This window comes from Pseudomonas sp. BB438, from assembly GCF_057180225.1.
In genome coordinates this window covers 3,283,391-3,299,539 of record NZ_CM170001.1, presented here as the reverse complement: position 1 = coordinate 3,299,539, position 16,149 = coordinate 3,283,391, and the positions used below count along the sequence as shown (strand labels likewise).

The following is a 16,149-nucleotide window of genomic DNA, read 5'->3' as shown; positions in this document are numbered from 1 at the left end:
GAGGATCAGCCCTGAGCCGGCAGGCTGCCGTGGGCCGGAGCGGTCGAGTTGATCTTGTGCGCGTCGCGCCAGGCGTCGTGGTCGATGTCCAGGTCGGCGAACTTGCTGGCGTCGAACACCGGGCGTTCGATGCCGGCGGCGCGCTGTTCGTCGTAGTCGCGCATCACCCGCAGGCCGGTCTTGATCAGCATCGCCAGGGCTACCAGGTTGACGAAGGCCAGGCAGGTCATGGTGATGTCGGCGAAGGCGAACACGGTGCCCAGGTTCTGCATCGAGCCCCAGAGGATCAGGCCCAGCACCAGCACACGGAAGGCGATCAGTGCACTGCGGCTACGGCCGACGATGAATTGCAGGGCGTTCTCGCCGAGGTAGTAGTTGTAGGTGATGCAGGTGAACACGAACAGCGACAGCGCCACGCTGACGAAGATGCGGCCCCAGTCACCGACCACGGCGGCCAGCGAGTTCTGGGTCAGGGTGATGCCGTCGCCTTCGAAGCCGGGGGTGTAGAAGCCCGAGAGCAGGATCAGCAGCGCGGTGCAGGTGCAGATCACGAAGGTGTCGAGGAACACGCTGAACGCCTGGACCACGCCCTGGGACGCCGGATGACGTACGGCGGCGACCGCGGCCACGTTCGGCGCACTGCCCAGGCCCGCTTCGTTGGCGAACACGCCACGCTTCACGCCCATCACGATGGCGCTGCCCAGCAGGCCGGCGAAGGCCGGTTCCAGGCCGAAGGCGCTCTTCACGATGGTGGTCAGCATGCCCGGCACCAGCTCGATCTGGGTGACGATCACGTACAGGGTGACGGCGATGTAGGCCAGGGTCTTGACCGGCACCAGCAGGTCGGAGACCGCCGCGATGCGCTGGATGCCGCCGAAGAAGACGATGGCCAGCAGCACGGCCAGGGCGATGCCCGAGTACAGGACCGGGATGTCGAAGGCATTCTGCAGCGAGTGGGTCACGGTGAAGGCTTGCAGGCCGTTGAACGCGAAACCGTAGGTGACCAGCAGCAGGACCGCGAAGGTCATGGCCATCCAGCGCAGCTTCAGGCCGTGCTGGATGTAGTAGGCCGGGCCGCCGCGGTACAGGCCGTTGCCGTCGCTGCGCTTGTAGACCTGGGCCAGGGTGCACTCGAAGAAGCTGCTGGACATGCCGACGAGCGCGGTAACCCACATCCAGAACACGGCGCCGGGGCCACCGAGGGTCACGGCGATGCCGACACCGGCGATGTTACCGGCGCCCACGCGGCCAGCGAGGCTCAGCATCAGGGCCTGGAACGAACTCAGCTGGCCGGACTGGCCACGGATCGACTCCTTGAACACGCCGAACATGTGGCCGAAGTGGCGGAACTGGACGAAACGGGAGCGGAGGGTGAAATACGCGCCGAGTCCTACGATGAGGACGATGAGGACTTTCCCGGAAAGGAAATCGTTGATCGCGTCGAGCATGTGCTGGGGCCTCGATTGTTATTGTGGGAGCACGGACCTGGGGCTGGCCCGCTCACTGGGGCGCATGGTTGCGCCCGACGCCTCCCGAAACAATTTCGCGGCTTGCTACGAATTGACGCCACTTGGCGCTAATATGGCGCCAGTCGCATCACCCGGATCTGGCACGAATGTCCGAAAACCTTGGCCCCAACCTCAAGCTGCTTTGCGCTCACTACCGCTCTATATCGGAGGTTTGCCGCAAACTCGCGATCAACCGCGCGCAGTTCAACAAGTACCTCGGCGGCCAGAGCCAACCCACGGCGTACAACCTCAAGCGCATCGGTGACTTCTTCGGTGTCGAGGACTACGAACTGCAATTGCCGCCGGACCAGTTCGCCCGCCTGATCGGTGCGCGCGGCACATCACCGACCCAAGTGCAGCGCGACGACCCACTGCTGGAAATGCTCCGCCCGCTGCGCGAACACGCCGGCAACCTGTCGCGTTACTGTGGCTATTACTTCGAGTATTCCAATTGCATGTCGGTGCCGGGCTCGATCCTGCTGTCGCTGGTGCATCTGTACGAGCAGGACGGCAACTTCCTGTTCGAGCGACAGGAACGCCAGGAGCGCTCCAGCAGCACCGATGTGCAGGCCGAGGACTGGGTGCGCTGTCGCTATCTGGGAGCGGCCTTCCAACTGCAGGACCGGGTATTCCTGATGGACTACGAGTCGATCACGGTCAACGAGATGAGCCAGACCATCCTGATTCCCAGCTTCAAGAGCCGCATCACCCGCCTGAACGGCCTGAAGACCGGCGTTTCGAGCGGCGACCGGCGCACCCCGGCCTGCACCCGCGTGGTCTGGGAGTACCTGGGCCCGGAGATCAACCGCATCAGCGCCTACCGCCAGGTGAAGCTGTACCAGCCGGACGATCCACGCATCGACGATGACGTACGCCAGCGCCTGCAGGTCGGACCGATTCGCCATGGATTGTTCGAGATCGAATAGCGCCTTCCCTTCGTAGGGGCGCCCGCCCTACCGCTTGCGACTCTGCAACCACGCCGCCGCCAGCCCGCTGGCGCAGATCACCGCGATACCCAGCAACGCCGACGGTTCCGGGGTATGGCCGAAGATGGCGAAGCCCAACAGCCCCGCGAAAACGATCTGGCAATAGCTGAACGGCGCCAGGAGTGCCGGTGCGGCGTGCTTGAACGCCTGGGTCAGGAACAGGTGCGCGGTCATCCCGCAGGTGCCCAGGGCCAGCATCATCAGGCCGTGCACCAGCCCCGGCCATTGCCAGAAGAACGGCACCAGCGCACTGACGATCAACGTGTTGCAGAGGCCGGCGAAGAAATTGCTGGTGGTCGGACTGTCCACCTGGCTGAGTCTGCGCGTCAGCAACTGGTAGAAGCTGAAGCACAGCGCCGAGCCGAACGGCAGCAGCACCGCCGGGGTGAACAGATCGCCACCAGGGTGAACGATGATCAGCACGCCGATGAAACCGACGCTCACTGCCGCCCATTGGCCTGCCGTCACCCGCTCGCCCAGCAGCGGCACCGACAGCGCCGTCACCAGCAGCGGTGCGAGGAAGTTCACCGAGGTCGCCTCGGCCAGCGGGATGTATTGCAGGCCCGTGGTGAACAGGAAGCTGGTGCCCAGAAGGCAGAGTGCCCGGGCCGTCTGCAGGAACGGATGGCGGGTACGCAGCACGGCGAGGCCCGCGCGTGGCAGGAAGATTCCCGCCATCAGCAGCGTGTGCACCACATAGCGAGCCCAGACCACCATGACGATGGGATAGATGCTCGCCAGGTACTTGGACAGCGCGTCGTGGCTGGAGAACAGGAAGGTCGCCAGGATGATGAGCAGGATGCCCTTGAAGGGCTGGTGGGCGCCGGACAACGGCGATTGGCTGGTACTCATCGACTCACGGGTTCAGTAGGCAGATGCGGCTGGCGCGGGGCCAACATGAAGAGCAGGACAGCCTAGCAGGACGTGCCGGAGAAAGAATCCGCCACGCCGCGCCGGGAGCGCCTCGCGGGTCCGCTGAAAGGCCGGGCGATACGAGTCCCGCTCGGCGTTGTTGCAGGCATCCTACCCGCAATGCGGGCGAAGGAATGTTCCATTTGGTTAATTCATGTTCGAACAGCGAACGATTACGCCCTCGACGAATTGCGGCAGTCCTTGGCGGAGCACCACTATGGCCCTGGCCGCCGTCTCGATGCGGCGCCAACAACTATAAGAAAGGTCCGTTCACATGCTCATGCTCTCCCCGGCACGCCCGCGCGCGTGCATCGCCCTCTCTTTGTCCCCTCGCCCTCGCATTCCCGTCGCGCCCGGCTGACCTGATCCGCGCCCGCTGACCGCTTCGACCGCCATCCGCCGCTCCCGACAGGGCCGCGCGGTGAGCTTCGCTCGCCCCGAACAACGACAAGAATGCCGAGGGAATCCCCATGCTCCGCCACCTGCCCCACCTGACCATCAGCGCCTGCCTGCTGCCTGCCCTGCCCGTCCTGGCCCATGCCGACGAAGGCGGCTTTCTCGACGACACCAGGACCAGCCTGCTGCTGCGCAACTTCTACCTGAACCGCAATTACGTCGGCGAAGCTCGCCAGGACAAGGCCGAGGAATGGACCCAGAGCGTCATCCTCGATGCCCGTTCCGGCTACACCCAGGGCACCGTCGGTCTGGGCCTGGACGTGCTCGGGCTGTACAGCCTGAAGCTCGACGGCGGCAAGGGCACCGCCGGCACCCAGTTGCTGCCAACCCACGACGACGGCCGCCCCGCCGACGATTTTGGCCGCCTGGCAGTGGCCGGCAAGGCCAAGGTCTCGAAAACCGAGCTCAAGGTTGGCGAGTGGATGGTGGTGCTGCCGATCCTGCGCTCCGACGACGGCCGCTCGCTGCCGCAGACCTTCCAGGGCGCCCAGGTCACCTCGAAGGAAATCGACGGCCTGACGCTCTACGGCGGCCAGTTTCGCCAGAACAGTCCGCGCAACGACGCCAGCATGGGAGACATGTCGCTGTTCAATCGCCCAGCCTTTACCTCCGACCGTTTCAATTTCGCCGGCGGCGAGTACCGCTTCAACGGCGATCGCACCCTGGTCGGCCTGTGGAGCGCCGAGCTGAAGGACATCTACCAGCAGCAGTACCTGCAACTGCAGCACGGCCAGCCGCTGGGCGACTGGATGCTCGGTGCGAATATCGGCTATTTCCGCGGCAAGGAGGATGGCAGCGCCCGTGCCGGCAATCTGGACAACCGCACGTTCTCCGGGCTGTTCTCGGCCAAATACGGCGCGAGCACCTTCTACCTCGGTTTGCAGAAGGTCATGGGCGAGGACGAGTGGTTCCGCGTCAACGGCACCAGCGGCGGCACCCTGGCCAACGACAGCTACAACGCGAGCTATGAGAGCGCCAGGGAGCGCTCCTGGCAGCTGCGCCACGACTACGATTTCGCCGCATTCGGTGTTCCCGGCCTGACCCTGATGAACCGCTACATCCAAGGCCGCAACGTGCACAACGCCAGCACCGACGACGGCCGCGAGTGGGGCCGCGAGAGCGAACTGGCGTACACGGTGCAGAGCGGCACCTTCAGGATGCTGAACATCAAATGGCGCAACTCCACCATGCGCCGAGACTGGGGGAGCACCAACAGCTTCGACGAGAATCGGCTGATCATCAGCTACCCGCTGTCGCTGCTGTGATGCTGACCGTGCAGGAGCGGGCCATGCCCGCGGCAGGCACCGCGCGGAAACCACCGCGAAACGCTGGCCGTCGGCCCTGCCGCAGGATGGCGGACCTGGCCCGCGCCTACCGGTAATTCCGTGACCACGAAAAAGCCCCGGCATGCCGGGGCCTTGGTCGTTCAGTTGGCGGCTATCAGCCTGCCGGCTTCTCCGCGTCTTCTGCCTCGATCTCTTCCAGCGCCAGTTCCAGGCCCCAGCTGGAAGCTTCCACCGGCTGGGTAGCCACTGGCGGCGCGACCGCCGCCGGCGCAGCGGGCTTGGCAGCAGCGGGGGTAGCGGCACTGCCGACACTGCCCGGATTGTCCTTGTACAGCTTGAGCTTCAGACGCAGGTTGTTCGCCGAGTCGGCGTTCTTCACTGCCTCTTCCTCGGTGATCGCCCCTTCCACCGCGAGGTCGAACAGTGCCTGGTCGAAGGTCTGCATGCCCAGGGCACGGGATTTGTCCATGATCTCCTTGATCGAGCTGAAGTCCCCGCGCTTGATGATATCGCTGATGGTGGCCGTCCCCAGCAGTACCTCCACCGCCGCGCGGCGTTTGCCGTCCTGGGTGCGCACCAGGCGCTGCGAGACGAAGGCCTTGAGGTTGTTGCCCAGGTCGTTGAGCAGCTGCGGCCGACGCTCCTCGGGGAAGAAGTTGATGATGCGGTCCAGCGCCTGGTTGGCGTTGTTCGCATGCAGCGTGGAGATCGCCAGGTGGCCGGTGTCGGCGAAGGCCAGAGCGTGTTCCATGGTCTCGCGATCGCGGATCTCGCCGATCAGGATCACGTCCGGCGCCTGGCGCAGGGTGTTCTTCAGCGCTGCGTGGAAACTGCGGGTGTCCACGCCCACCTCGCGCTGGTTGATGATCGACTTGCGGTGCCGGTGCACGTACTCGATGGGGTCTTCGATGGTGATGATGTGCCCGCCGCTGTTGCGGTTGCGGTGGTCGATCAGCGCCGCCAGGGAGGTCGACTTGCCCGAGCCGGTGCCGCCGACGAAGAGCACCAGGCCGCGCTTCTCCATCACTACCTTGAGCAGCACTTCAGGCAGCTTCAGGTCAGCGAACAGCGGAATGTCCAGCTTGATGTTGCGCGCCACGATGGAGACTTCGTTGCGTTGCTTGAACAGGTTGATACGGAAGCGGCCGACACCCGGGACGGAAATCGCCAGGTTCATCTCCAGCTCACGGTCGAACTCCGCGCGCTGCTCCTCGTCCATCAACCCGTAGCCGATGCGGGCGACGTCGCCCGCCTTCATCGGTTCGCTGGCCAGGGGCTTGAGCACCCCGTTGAACTTGGCGCAGGGCGGCGCGCCCGTGGAGAGGTAAAGATCCGAACCATCCTGGGTGGCCAGGATCTTGAGCATCGCTTGGATATCCATTGAACTGCATCCATACGCAAGGTGGCGGCGGACGCCGTCTGTCAGCAGCGCCCTGTAATTAAGAAATGACTCATTGACTCTATGGAGCGCCCCTGCGCCAGACAATGCAACCCATCGGGAAATGCGACCTGCATCACTGCTCCCGTACAATGCCGCCCCAGACGCTTTCATCAAGGATCAAAAAATGCCCGTCGCCATGGCCCGTCACATCCTGGTCAAGACCGCCGCCGAAGCCGAACAGATCAAGCAGCGCCTGGCCAAGGGCGAAGACTTCGCTACCCTCGCGCGCAAGCATTCCACCTGCGCCTCCGGCAAGCGTGGCGGTGACCTGGGTGAGGTGCGCCCCGGCCAGATGGTCCGCAGCATCGACCAGGTGATCTTCAAGAAACCGGTCGGCGTGGTCCATGGGCCGGTTAAAAGCCAGTTCGGCTACCATCTGGTCGAGGTTTATTTCCGCGACTAGCCAACGGCACGACTGATCGAAGGAACGCACACCATGACGCCGCAACAGATCGCCCGCTTCTGCCTGGAACTGCCTGGCGCCCGCGAAGACATCAAATGGGGCAGCAACCGGGTGTTTTCGGTGGCCGGCAACAAGATGTTCGCCATCCTCGACTTTCTCGACAGTGGCAATGGCGGCCTGGCCTTCAAGGTCGGCCCGGAGTTGTTCCTGGGCTGCGTCGACCGTCCCGGCATCCACCCGGCGCCGTACCTGGCGCGGGCCTTCTGGATTTCCATGCAGCAGCCCTACCCCATGGGCGACGCCGAACTGCGTGAAGCGCTGACCCGCTCGCACCAGTTGGTGGTGGCCCGTCTGCCCAAGCGCCAACGCCTGGGCCTGGTACTGGAGGCGCCCTGATGCGCACCCTGGCGTGGGAAGGTATCTGGCACGCACCGACGGCGAGCTGGGAGTCGCTGCAGTTGGGGGAACGCCGCGCCGAGAGCCAGTTGCGCGCCATCGACGAAGCCGGCGGACCGTCCTATCAGCTCGATTATCAACTGGATTGGGATGCCGAATGGCGCCTGCGGGAAGCGCGTTTCAGCGTGGAAAGCGCCCGTGGCACACACCAGCTGCACCTGCTGACCGATGGCGCAGGCCATTGGCAGACCGCCGCAGGCGACTCGCTGAAGCACCTGGATGGCTGCCTGGACATCGACATCTGGCCGTCGCCCTTCACCAACACCTTCCCCATCCGCCGCCTGCGGCTGGCCAATGGCGAGCGCCGGGAGCTGGCCGTCGTCTATCTGGAAGCGCCGACGCTCAGGCCGGTGCGGATGCGCCAGGGCTACACGCGGATCGATGCGCATCACTATCTCTACGAGAACCTCGAAGGCACGAACTTCCAGGCGCTGCTCACCATCGATGACGACGGGCTGGTAATCGACTATCCCACTCTGTTCCGCCGGGTCTGACAGACAGCTCGCCCCTAAGAAGAGCCCCGTAGGGCGGATGATATTTCAGGTAGTTCGTTAGCTAGCTTTCCTACATGGCAGACGCGGTCCATCATGTAGGACCACTCGCCGTACCGAACCGCTGCACATGTCCGCCGACTCCCGCTCTTCCGCGTCCACCCTGCAGGTGGTGTCCGTCGTCCTGTTCACCTTCATCGCCTACCTGACCATCGGCATTCCGCTGGCCGTGCTGCCTGGCTACGTGCACAGCGACCTGGGTTTCGGCTCGGTCATGGCGGGGCTGGTCATCAGCATCCAGTACCTGGCCACCCTGCTCACCCGCCCCTACGCCGGCAGGGTCATCGATACCCTTGGCCCCAAGCGCGCGGTGCTCTACGGCATGGTCGGCTGCGCCGGCAGCGGTGCGCTGATGCTCGGCTCCTGGGCAATGCAGGGGTTGCCAGGGCTCAGCCTCGGCCTGTTGATGATCGCGCGCCTGGTATTGGGGACCTCGGAAAGCCTGGTCGGCAGTGCCTCGATCGCCTGGGGCATTGATCGCGTCGGCGCCGCCAACACCGCGAAGGTCATTTCCTGGAACGGTATCGCCAGCTACGGCGCCCTCGCCATCGGAGCACCACTGGGCGTGCTGATGGTCGGCCAGCTCGGGCTGGCCAGCCTGGGCGGCAGCGTAGTCCTGCTGGCGGCGCTTGGCTTTGCCCTGGCCTGGCCGAAGCGCGCAGCCGCACTGGTACATGGCGAGCGGATGCCCTTCCACCACGTGCTCGGCCGTGTGTTCCCGCACGGCATGGGCCTGGCGCTGGGCGGCATCGGCTTCGGCACTATCGCCACCTTCATCACTCTGTACTACGCCAGCCTTGGCTGGAAGGATGCGGTCTACTGCCTGACCGCCTTCGGGGGCTGCTTCATCGGCGCGCGACTGCTGTTCGCCAATGCCATCAACCGCCACGGCGGCTTCCGCGTCGCCATCGCCTGCCTGTCGGTGGAAAGCGTCGGCCTGCTCCTGCTGTGGGGCGCCCCGACGCCCTGGATCGCCCTGGCCGGCGCGGCGCTGACCGGTTTCGGTTTTTCCCTGGTGTTCCCCGCGCTGGGCGTGGAGGCCGTGGGGCTGGTGCCGGCCTCCAACCGTGGCGCCGCACTGGGCGCCTATTCGCTGTTCATCGACGTCTCGCTGGGCGTCACCGGGCCGCTGATGGGCGCTGTCGCCAACGGCTTCGGCTTCGGCTCGATCTTCCTCTGCGCAGCCCTGGCCGCCTTCAGTGGACTGATCCTCAGCCTCTGGCTTTTCCAGCACTCCTATCGCCGATCCTGATCGGGCGGCATGACATCAAGCGACGATTGCGTCCATTGCCGCCAAGCCGCCGCGATCCGGCTGCTATCGCCGTTGATCAGTTCAACATGACATGCACGTGACAGGGGCTGGACGAAAAAGTTCGAACCTCTGCTATCATCCGGCGGCGCCGGGGCGACCACGCCCCGAATACAACCAAAAGAATAGGCCAGCACAGGACTCCACCTACCCCGGTCACGCACCTCGGGGCGGAGAGCTTTTTTCTTTCTGTCTGCTGGCGCTGCACCGTTAAGGAAATCAAGATGCTGAACCACCGGATCAGTCTGCTCGCACTGGGGATCCTCGCGTCGACCGCCGCCATGGCCGAAGACCAGTCCACCGCCAAGGGCTTCGTCGAAGACAGCCACCTTGACCTGTTCTTCCGCAACGCTTACATGAACCGTGACTACAAGCACGGCAAGCAGGACAAGGCCGAATGGGGTCAGGCCGCCACTGCGACCTTCACCTCCGGCTTCACCCAGGGCACCGTTGGCTTCGGCGTTGACGCATTCGGCATGTACGCCCTGCGTCTGGACGGCGGCCAGGGCAAGAGCGGTGCGGCTGGTATCGATTTCTTCAAGCAGGGCGACAGCGGCGAAGCCGCCAACGACCTGGCCCGCGCCGGTGGCGCAGTGAAGGCACGCTTCTCCAACACCGTGATCAAGTACGGTGACCAGATGCCGGCCCTGCCGGTTCTGAGCTACGACAACTCCCGCCTGCTGCCGGAAAGCTTCACTGGCACCCTGATCACCTCCAAGGAAATCGAAGGCCTGGAGCTGAACGTCGGCCGCTTCACCTCGGAAACCCGCAAGAGCGCCGAAGGGCGTGACAGCGGCGGCCTGAAGCGCATCGACGTGTTCGGCGGCAGCTACAAGTTCACCGACAACTTCAGCGGCTCGCTGTACGGCTACGAGAGCGAAGACGTTGCTCGCAAGCAGTACATGAACCTGAACTACGTCATCCCGATGGCCGACAAGCAGTCCCTGACCCTGGACTTCAACGGCTACCGCACCCGTGTGAACGAAGATTTCGCCAAAGAGCACGACATCGACGGCACCAAGAACACCATCTGGAGCCTGTCGGCCGCCTACAACATCGGCGCCCACACCTTCATGGTTGCGCACCAGCGCAACAACGGCGATTCCGGCTACAACTACGGCTGGTATCAGAACGAAGGCGGCCTGGGTGACGGCGGCACCACCATCTGGCTGGCCAACTCCTACTGGTCGGACTTCAACGGCGAGGACGAGCGCTCCTGGCAGGGCAGCTACAGCCTGGACCTCACCGAGTACGGCGTTCCGGGCCTGAGCTACACCGTGGCCTACGTCTACGGCGACAACATCAAGACCGCCGAGACCAGCAACGGCAAAGAGCGCGAAATCTTCAACCAGCTGAAATACGTCGTTCAGGACGGCCCGGCCAAGGACCTGTCGGTCAAGCTGCGCGGTTCCTGGCTGCGCGTGTCCAACGACGCGCGCTCCTACAACGACGACGGCAACGAAGTGCGCGTCTTCGTCGAGTACCCGGTCAACATCTTCTGATGATCTGACCAGGCTCGAAGCAAAACGCCCCGTGGCAGCGATGCCACGGGGCGTTTTTCATTCCGGCGCCATTCTATTCCGGGTGATCTATTCCACGCTGCGTCGCCAGGGCAGCCAGGGTATCGGCGGCAACGCCATGCGCAGGATGTGCAGGCACAACAGCAGGATCAGCGATCCGGCCACGAAGGACCCCAGGCGCTGGGCCAGCTCGAGCGTGTCGTTGAGCACATTGAGGAACAGCATCGCACTGCCGCCGAGCATGCAGGCGAGCAGGAAGATCGAAAGGATGTAGATCTTCAGCGTCAGCAGGCGCCAATGCCAGCGCATACGGCGGCGAACGGGGATTTCATCGGGGGGAAGTTGCGGCATGTTCCATTGCCTCCTGACAGACTTCTGACGGGCTCACGCAACAACGGCATGCGACGTCGAGATACTGGCAGGATGCTAGCCATCCCTGCGAAAAATGCCAAGGCGCGCGCCGCTGGACCGTCGGGTCACAAGGCGCGCGCCGATAAACGGTTATGGCTCAGCGCACCACGCTATTGATGTCATGGCGGTTGAGCGACGTGCGCATCTCCTCGTACCAGTCCGGAATCACGTCCTTCAGGCGCTCCTTGGCGTCCTCCAGCTTGAACGGCTGGGTGTAACGCTTCTTGCGGTAGGAGTAGATGAAGTACGTGCCGTTGCGGTAGAGGATGCGGTCGAAGGTGTAGAAGCCGATGTGCGTGCCATTGCAGCGCGCGGTCAGCACCATGTCACCCTCTTCGTAGGGCAGTACGCCCTCCGCGCATTCGTAGGTGAAGAACTCGCGCACATCGTCCCAGTCAACGCCGTCACTGCTGGCGTGGAGGAAAGCCTGGGCCTGCTCCTCGGACTCATCGGAGTGATCGCTGTACCAGATGAACAGAGGGATGCTCTGGTTGGTCTCGTCACCCAGCCAGCTCTCGCCATCCAGGTACTGCGCGCTGCGCGCCAGGCTCGCCTGCACGCGTCGGTGGCTCTGGCGGTACTCCTCCAGCTGCTCGTCGAACGCCGGGGAATCCTCGCCGAACACCACACCGTCCATACCCTTGATTTCGGTGGCGCGTGCCAGGTAGTCGGCGTACAGCGCCGCGTCCTGAATCACGGTGCAGGTGTCGCGGGTCAGGCTCAGACCGATCTCGGTGAAGTTGGCGCTACCCAGGATGACCACGTCGGGTTCGATCAGGACCAGCTTCCAGTGCACGCTGTTCTGCGCCCGGAAGTCGACGTGCAGGGTGACGTTGGCGCCTGCGTCACGGACGCAGTAGTCGATGAAGTCCGGCGAGGTGAAGGAGTTGATGGTGCCCACCAGCAGGTCCAGGCGATTGCCCTTCTCCACCAGGGTTTCGATCAGTGACTCGGTTTCACTGGCGGAGGCCGAGACCACGGTGATCAGCTTGCCGCTGACCTGCTCCAGGTACTGCTTGAGCGAATGTTGAGCGTTTAGGATTTTCATACAGCCCCCACCAGAATTCTGAACACCGAATTCTGATGCAGGACAATGGCGGGTTTCAACTGTCTGATGCCGCCATACGCCCGCAGACCGGGCGCTGCGGCGGCAAAGCATGCAAGGCGACACCCGCCTGTGGCACAATAGGCGGCTTTGTCAGGCGCGCCTTGGGCGCCGCCTTCCCTGCCCGCCCGCGCCGCTCGCGCCCGGCGCGCATCATGTTCCAGCCAAGGGTTACCCAGTTGATTTCCACTGCGAATATCACCATGCAGTTTGGCGCCAAGCCGCTGTTCGAAAACGTTTCCGTCAAATTCGGCAACGGCAACCGCTACGGCCTGATCGGTGCCAACGGTTGCGGCAAGTCCACCTTCATGAAGATCCTCGGCGGTGAGCTGGAGCCTTCCGGCGGCCAGGTAATGCTGGAAAACGGCGTGCGCCTGGGCAAGCTCCGTCAGGACCAGTTCGCCTATGAAGACTTCACCGTGATCGACACCGTGATCATGGGCCACGAGGAGCTGTGGAAGGTCAAGGCCGAGCGCGACCGCATCTACTCCCTGCCCGAGATGAGCGAGGAAGACGGCATGGCCGTGGCCGAGCTGGAAGTCCAGTTCGCCGAGTTCGACGGCTACACCGCCGAGTCCCGCGCCGGCGAGCTGCTGCTGGGCCTGGGCATTCCGCTGGACCAGCACTTCGGTCCGATGAGCGCCGTCGCTCCCGGCTGGAAGCTGCGCGTGCTGCTGGCCCAGGCGCTGTTCTCCGATCCGGACCTGCTGCTGCTCGACGAACCGACCAACCACTTGGACATCAACACCATTCGCTGGCTGGAAAACGTCATCACGGCGCGCAATAGCACCATGATCATCATTTCCCACGACCGTCACTTCCTGAACAGTGTCTGCACCCACATGGCGGACCTGGACTACGGCGAGTTGCGCCTGTTCCCGGGCAACTACGACGAGTACATGACCGCGGCCGAGCAGGCCCGCGAGCGCCTGCTGTCGGACAACGCCAAGAAGAAGGCCCAGATCGCCGAGCTGCAGACCTTCGTCAGCCGCTTCTCGGCCAACGCCTCCAAGGCCAAGCAGGCCACCAGCCGCGCACGCCAGATCGACAAGATCCAGCTGGAAGAGGTCAAGCCGTCCAGCCGCGTCAGCCCGTTCATCCGCTTCGAGCAGCACAAGAAGCTGCACCGCCAGGCGGTGACCCTGGAGAAAGTGAGCCAGGGCTTCGACGGCGTGGATCTGTTCAAGAACCTCAGCCTGCAGGTGGAAGCTGGCGAGCGCATCGCCATCATCGGCCCCAACGGCATCGGCAAGACCACCCTGCTGCGCACCCTGGTCGGCGACATGGCGCCGACCTCCGGTGAAGTGAAATGGACCGACAGCGCAGAGGTAGGCTACTTCGCCCAGGACCACGCCGAGGACTTCGAGGACGACTACAACCTGTTCGACTGGATGGCCCAGTGGACCCAGGGCGGCGAGCAACTGGTGCGCGGCACCCTCGGCCGCATGCTGTTCTCCAATGACGACATCAAGAAGTCGGTGAAGGTGATCTCCGGGGGTGAACAGGGCCGCATGCTGTTCGGCAAACTGATCCTCAAGCGCCCCAACGTGCTGGTGATGGACGAGCCGACCAACCACCTGGACATGGAGTCCATCGAGTCGCTCAACCTCGCGCTGGAGAACTACCCGGGCACTCTGATCTTCGTCAGCCACGACCGCGAGTTCGTATCCTCGCTGGCCACCCGCATCATCGAGCTGTCGGATAACGGCGTGACCGACTTCAGCGGCACCTACGATGACTACCTGCGCAGCCAGGGCGTCATCGTCTGATCAACGCCTCGGCGCAATGAAAAGCCCCGCCGCATGCGGGGCTTTTTCTTGGGTGCTTATCGAGGGGCGCGCTGTCCGCGAATCGCGGGCAGGGCCCCGCTCCTGAGAGCGATCAGCGCCCCGACGTCTGCATCGTCGCGCCACCCAGGCTGACGTCGAAGAACTCCGCTGCCGAGGCGGCCAGGTCGCGGTGGATAGCCTTGCGATCCACGCCCTGGGTGTCGGTGCACAGGTCCGGCGTAGCCTCCACTTCCTCTTCCGAGCAGGGCGACATGAAGACGAAGTGCCCAGCCCCATCCAGCACCCGCAGGTCCGCCTGCTGCGGTAACTTGCGCGCCAGGGCACGAGCGTTCTTCTTCCAGTCGAGAATCTGGTCTTCATTGCCCGTGTAGAGCAGCACCGGAACCTGCACGTCCTCCAACTCGCGGGCGCCATACATCAGGCTCAGCGGCGCCAGCAACAGCAAGGCACCGATGCGCGGATCGGCCATGGGCACCAGATCGGTGCGATCGGCACGCACTTCCCCCTTCTCGCTGCAGGCATCGGCGTCGTCCGGGCGCTCCTGGCAATACTTGATCAGCCGCTCCAGGCGCGGCTGGGCTCCCGCCAGGATCAGCGCGGTTTCACCGCCGGCGGAATAACCGATCACACCCACCTTGCGTGGATCGACGATGCTCGCGACTTTGGGATCGAGCAGCGCGGCGCTGATGGTTTCCGACACCTGCAGCGGCCGTCCGTAGAGGTTGCTCACCGCGCCCAGGCGGCTGTGGTCATGCAGGTTGTCACCGGGGTGCAGCAGGGTCACCACGACGAACCCCTTGCGCACCAGCGCCTCGATCAGATCGCGGTGTGCCAGTGGCGTACCGTAGTTGCCGTGGGACATCACCAGCAGCGGGAAGCGACCGTTGGCGGTCTGCCCCTCATAGGCAACATCGAGAATGAACTCACCCAGGTGCAGTGGTCGCTCGGAGGCGCGGGTCGGGTAGAACGCGATGGCCTTCATGGGCTGCTGGTCCAGCGGGTCACTCACCTGCAGGCGGTGAAAACCCACATTCCAACCTTGCGCCGCCCAACCCGCGGTACTGAAGGTAACGAGCAGCAGGAACCAGAACAGGCGCCTCGCCATGGTGCAGTTCGCTCCGAAATGTCTCCAGATCAGGCGCCACGAGGCTTGTCGGTGAATGCAAAGGCCGCCGGGCACCGCCAAACGGAAATATCTGCATAGTACGCGCCAGAGCGACTCGCTCCGTGCACGCAGACAGGCGGTACGGACGGGCACAAAAAAGCCCCGCCTGGGCGGGGCTTTATCTTTTCACTGCAGCGATCAGGCAGCAGCGAACTGGCTGGCGATGCTTGCCCGGGCGCCGGCGATGGCGTTACGGCGCGGCTCGTCGCCATAGGCCAGGCCTTCGGCACGCACCACCTCGATGTCGGTGATGCCGAGGAAGTTCAGCACCAGTTCGATGTAGGTTTCGTGGGCAATGCCGCTGGGCTGACCGGCATGGATGCCGCCGGCGGTGGAAACGATGATCACCTTCTTGCCGCCCGCCAGGCCTTCCGGGCCATTTTCGGTGTAGCGGAAAGTCTTGCCGGCCACGGCGATGCGGTCGATCCATGCCTTCAGCTGGCTGGGGATGGAGAAGTTGTACATCGGCGCACCGATGACGATGGCGTCGGCGCCGAGGAACTCCTCAATGCTCTTCTCGCCCAGTTCGGCTTCGTGCTTCTGCGCGGCGTCACGCAGCTCGGCCGGCGTACCAGCGGCCACCAGGCTGGCGGACGACAGGTGGCTGATGGCGTCAGCGGCCAGGTCGCGGTAGGTCACTTCAACGCCCGGCTCGGCGGCGGCCCAGGCGGCGACCAGTTCGGCGCTCAGTTGGCGGGAGGCGGAGTTGTCGCCGAGGATGCTCGAGTCGATGTGCAGCAGTTTCATGTGTGTTCTCCAAGCGGATGGGCCAAACGTGTTGGCGGAGGAATTCGTCGTTGGAGGCAAGACTACGCATGTAGCCAATCTTCGATAAGTCGGCAAGAATGCA

General features: G+C 64.1%; 15 protein-coding genes. 8 read left to right on the top strand and 7 right to left on the bottom strand.

Features of this window, described 5'->3' with window-relative positions; genetic code table 11:
• Positions 1-5: 5 nt before the first annotated feature.
• Positions 6-1,448, bottom strand: a complete 1,443-nt coding sequence (locus tag AC1ZV1_RS15165; protein WP_484297482.1) for an alanine/glycine:cation symporter family protein — start codon at positions 1,446-1,448, stop codon at positions 6-8.
• Between the two features lie 167 nt (positions 1,449-1,615).
• On the opposite strand from AC1ZV1_RS15165, the gene AC1ZV1_RS15160 reads away from it, so the two are divergent.
• Positions 1,616-2,434 (top strand): helix-turn-helix domain-containing protein, encoded by an 819-nt coding sequence (locus AC1ZV1_RS15160; protein WP_484297481.1) that lies wholly within the window; start codon positions 1,616-1,618, stop codon positions 2,432-2,434.
• Between the two features lie 27 nt (positions 2,435-2,461).
• Here AC1ZV1_RS15160 and AC1ZV1_RS15155 read toward each other — a convergent pair whose 3' ends face one another.
• Positions 2,462-3,346: a DMT family transporter gene (locus AC1ZV1_RS15155; RefSeq protein WP_484297480.1), complete on the bottom strand. Its 885-nt coding sequence runs from the start codon at positions 3,344-3,346 to the stop codon at positions 2,462-2,464.
• 530 nt (positions 3,347-3,876) lie between these two features.
• Between AC1ZV1_RS15155 and AC1ZV1_RS15150 the strand changes: the two genes are divergently transcribed.
• The gene (locus AC1ZV1_RS15150; protein ID WP_484297479.1) at positions 3,877-5,127 is read left to right on the top strand and encodes an OprD family porin; all 1,251 of its coding nucleotides are present in this window, start codon (positions 3,877-3,879) and stop codon (positions 5,125-5,127) included.
• A gap of 175 nt (positions 5,128-5,302) precedes the next feature.
• Here AC1ZV1_RS15150 and AC1ZV1_RS15145 read toward each other — a convergent pair whose 3' ends face one another.
• On the bottom strand, positions 5,303-6,529 hold the full coding sequence (locus tag AC1ZV1_RS15145; protein WP_484297478.1) for a PilT/PilU family type 4a pilus ATPase: 1,227 nt from the start codon (positions 6,527-6,529) through the stop codon (positions 5,303-5,305).
• A 184-nt stretch (positions 6,530-6,713) separates the two neighbouring features.
• Here AC1ZV1_RS15145 and AC1ZV1_RS15140 point away from each other — a divergent pair, with 184 nt between their 5' ends.
• The 5 genes from AC1ZV1_RS15140 (at position 6,714) to AC1ZV1_RS15120 (ending at position 10,810) form a co-directional block, all read left to right on the top strand.
• Positions 6,714-6,992, top strand: coding sequence for a peptidylprolyl isomerase (locus AC1ZV1_RS15140; RefSeq protein WP_484297477.1), 279 nt, complete (start codon positions 6,714-6,716; stop codon positions 6,990-6,992).
• Between the two features lie 33 nt (positions 6,993-7,025).
• A complete protein-coding gene (locus AC1ZV1_RS15135; protein ID WP_484297476.1) occupies positions 7,026-7,388 on the top strand; it encodes an MmcQ/YjbR family DNA-binding protein in 363 nt (120 codons plus the stop codon).
• Positions 7,388-7,942: a putative glycolipid-binding domain-containing protein gene (locus tag AC1ZV1_RS15130; RefSeq protein WP_484297475.1), complete on the top strand. Its 555-nt coding sequence runs from the start codon at positions 7,388-7,390 to the stop codon at positions 7,940-7,942. The genes AC1ZV1_RS15135 and AC1ZV1_RS15130 overlap by 1 nt, the downstream gene beginning before the upstream one ends.
• Before the next feature lie 127 nt (positions 7,943-8,069).
• Positions 8,070-9,251, top strand: a complete 1,182-nt coding sequence (locus AC1ZV1_RS15125) for an MFS transporter (protein ID WP_484297474.1) — start codon at positions 8,070-8,072, stop codon at positions 9,249-9,251.
• A 281-nt stretch (positions 9,252-9,532) separates the two neighbouring features.
• Positions 9,533-10,810: an OprD family porin gene (locus tag AC1ZV1_RS15120; RefSeq protein WP_484297473.1), complete on the top strand. Its 1,278-nt coding sequence runs from the start codon at positions 9,533-9,535 to the stop codon at positions 10,808-10,810.
• Positions 10,811-10,897: 87 nt separating this feature from the next.
• On the opposite strand, the gene AC1ZV1_RS15115 is transcribed toward AC1ZV1_RS15120, so the two are convergent.
• Both AC1ZV1_RS15115 and AC1ZV1_RS15110 read right to left on the bottom strand, forming a co-directional pair.
• Positions 10,898-11,179 carry a hypothetical protein gene (locus AC1ZV1_RS15115; RefSeq protein WP_484297472.1) on the bottom strand — a complete coding sequence of 94 codons (282 nt, stop codon included), beginning with the start codon at positions 11,177-11,179 and terminating at the stop codon, positions 10,898-10,900.
• Between the two features lie 157 nt (positions 11,180-11,336).
• Positions 11,337-12,287 carry a phospholipase D family protein gene (locus AC1ZV1_RS15110; RefSeq protein WP_484297471.1) on the bottom strand — a complete coding sequence of 317 codons (951 nt, stop codon included), beginning with the start codon at positions 12,285-12,287 and terminating at the stop codon, positions 11,337-11,339.
• Between the two features lie 236 nt (positions 12,288-12,523).
• On the opposite strand from AC1ZV1_RS15110, the gene AC1ZV1_RS15105 reads away from it, so the two are divergent.
• Positions 12,524-14,113, top strand: coding sequence for an ABC-F family ATPase (locus AC1ZV1_RS15105; RefSeq protein WP_484297569.1), 1,590 nt, complete (start codon positions 12,524-12,526; stop codon positions 14,111-14,113).
• Positions 14,114-14,225: 112 nt separating this feature from the next.
• Here the strand turns inward: AC1ZV1_RS15105 and AC1ZV1_RS15100 are convergent, their stop codons facing one another.
• Both AC1ZV1_RS15100 and AC1ZV1_RS15095 read right to left on the bottom strand, forming a co-directional pair.
• A complete protein-coding gene (locus AC1ZV1_RS15100; RefSeq protein WP_484297470.1) occupies positions 14,226-15,239 on the bottom strand; it encodes an alpha/beta hydrolase family protein in 1,014 nt (337 codons plus the stop codon).
• A gap of 198 nt (positions 15,240-15,437) precedes the next feature.
• Complete coding sequence (locus AC1ZV1_RS15095; RefSeq protein ID WP_484297469.1) at positions 15,438-16,046, bottom strand: FMN-dependent NADH-azoreductase; 609 nt, start codon at positions 16,044-16,046, stop codon at positions 15,438-15,440.
• Positions 16,047-16,149 lie beyond the last annotated feature (103 nt).

Excerpts from the sequence above, each read along its gene's own strand:
- AC1ZV1_RS15165 (WP_484297482.1), bottom strand. The coding sequence starts at position 1,448 with ATGCTCGACGCGATCAACGATTTCCTTTCCGGGAAAGTCCTCATCGTC.
- AC1ZV1_RS15160 (WP_484297481.1), top strand. The coding sequence starts at position 1,616 with ATGTCCGAAAACCTTGGCCCCAACCTCAAGCTGCTTTGCGCTCACTAC.
- AC1ZV1_RS15155 (WP_484297480.1), bottom strand. The coding sequence starts at position 3,346 with ATGAGTACCAGCCAATCGCCGTTGTCCGGCGCCCACCAGCCCTTCAAG.
- AC1ZV1_RS15150 (WP_484297479.1), top strand. The coding sequence starts at position 3,877 with ATGCTCCGCCACCTGCCCCACCTGACCATCAGCGCCTGCCTGCTGCCT.
- AC1ZV1_RS15145 (WP_484297478.1), bottom strand. The coding sequence starts at position 6,529 with ATGGATATCCAAGCGATGCTCAAGATCCTGGCCACCCAGGATGGTTCG.
- AC1ZV1_RS15140 (WP_484297477.1), top strand. The coding sequence starts at position 6,714 with ATGCCCGTCGCCATGGCCCGTCACATCCTGGTCAAGACCGCCGCCGAA.
- AC1ZV1_RS15135 (WP_484297476.1), top strand. The coding sequence starts at position 7,026 with ATGACGCCGCAACAGATCGCCCGCTTCTGCCTGGAACTGCCTGGCGCC.
- AC1ZV1_RS15130 (WP_484297475.1), top strand. The coding sequence starts at position 7,388 with ATGCGCACCCTGGCGTGGGAAGGTATCTGGCACGCACCGACGGCGAGC.
- AC1ZV1_RS15125 (WP_484297474.1), top strand. The coding sequence starts at position 8,070 with ATGTCCGCCGACTCCCGCTCTTCCGCGTCCACCCTGCAGGTGGTGTCC.
- AC1ZV1_RS15120 (WP_484297473.1), top strand. The coding sequence starts at position 9,533 with ATGCTGAACCACCGGATCAGTCTGCTCGCACTGGGGATCCTCGCGTCG.
- AC1ZV1_RS15115 (WP_484297472.1), bottom strand. The coding sequence starts at position 11,179 with ATGCCGCAACTTCCCCCCGATGAAATCCCCGTTCGCCGCCGTATGCGC.
- AC1ZV1_RS15110 (WP_484297471.1), bottom strand. The coding sequence starts at position 12,287 with ATGAAAATCCTAAACGCTCAACATTCGCTCAAGCAGTACCTGGAGCAG.
- AC1ZV1_RS15100 (WP_484297470.1), bottom strand. The coding sequence starts at position 15,239 with ATGGCGAGGCGCCTGTTCTGGTTCCTGCTGCTCGTTACCTTCAGTACC.
- AC1ZV1_RS15095 (WP_484297469.1), bottom strand. The coding sequence starts at position 16,046 with ATGAAACTGCTGCACATCGACTCGAGCATCCTCGGCGACAACTCCGCC.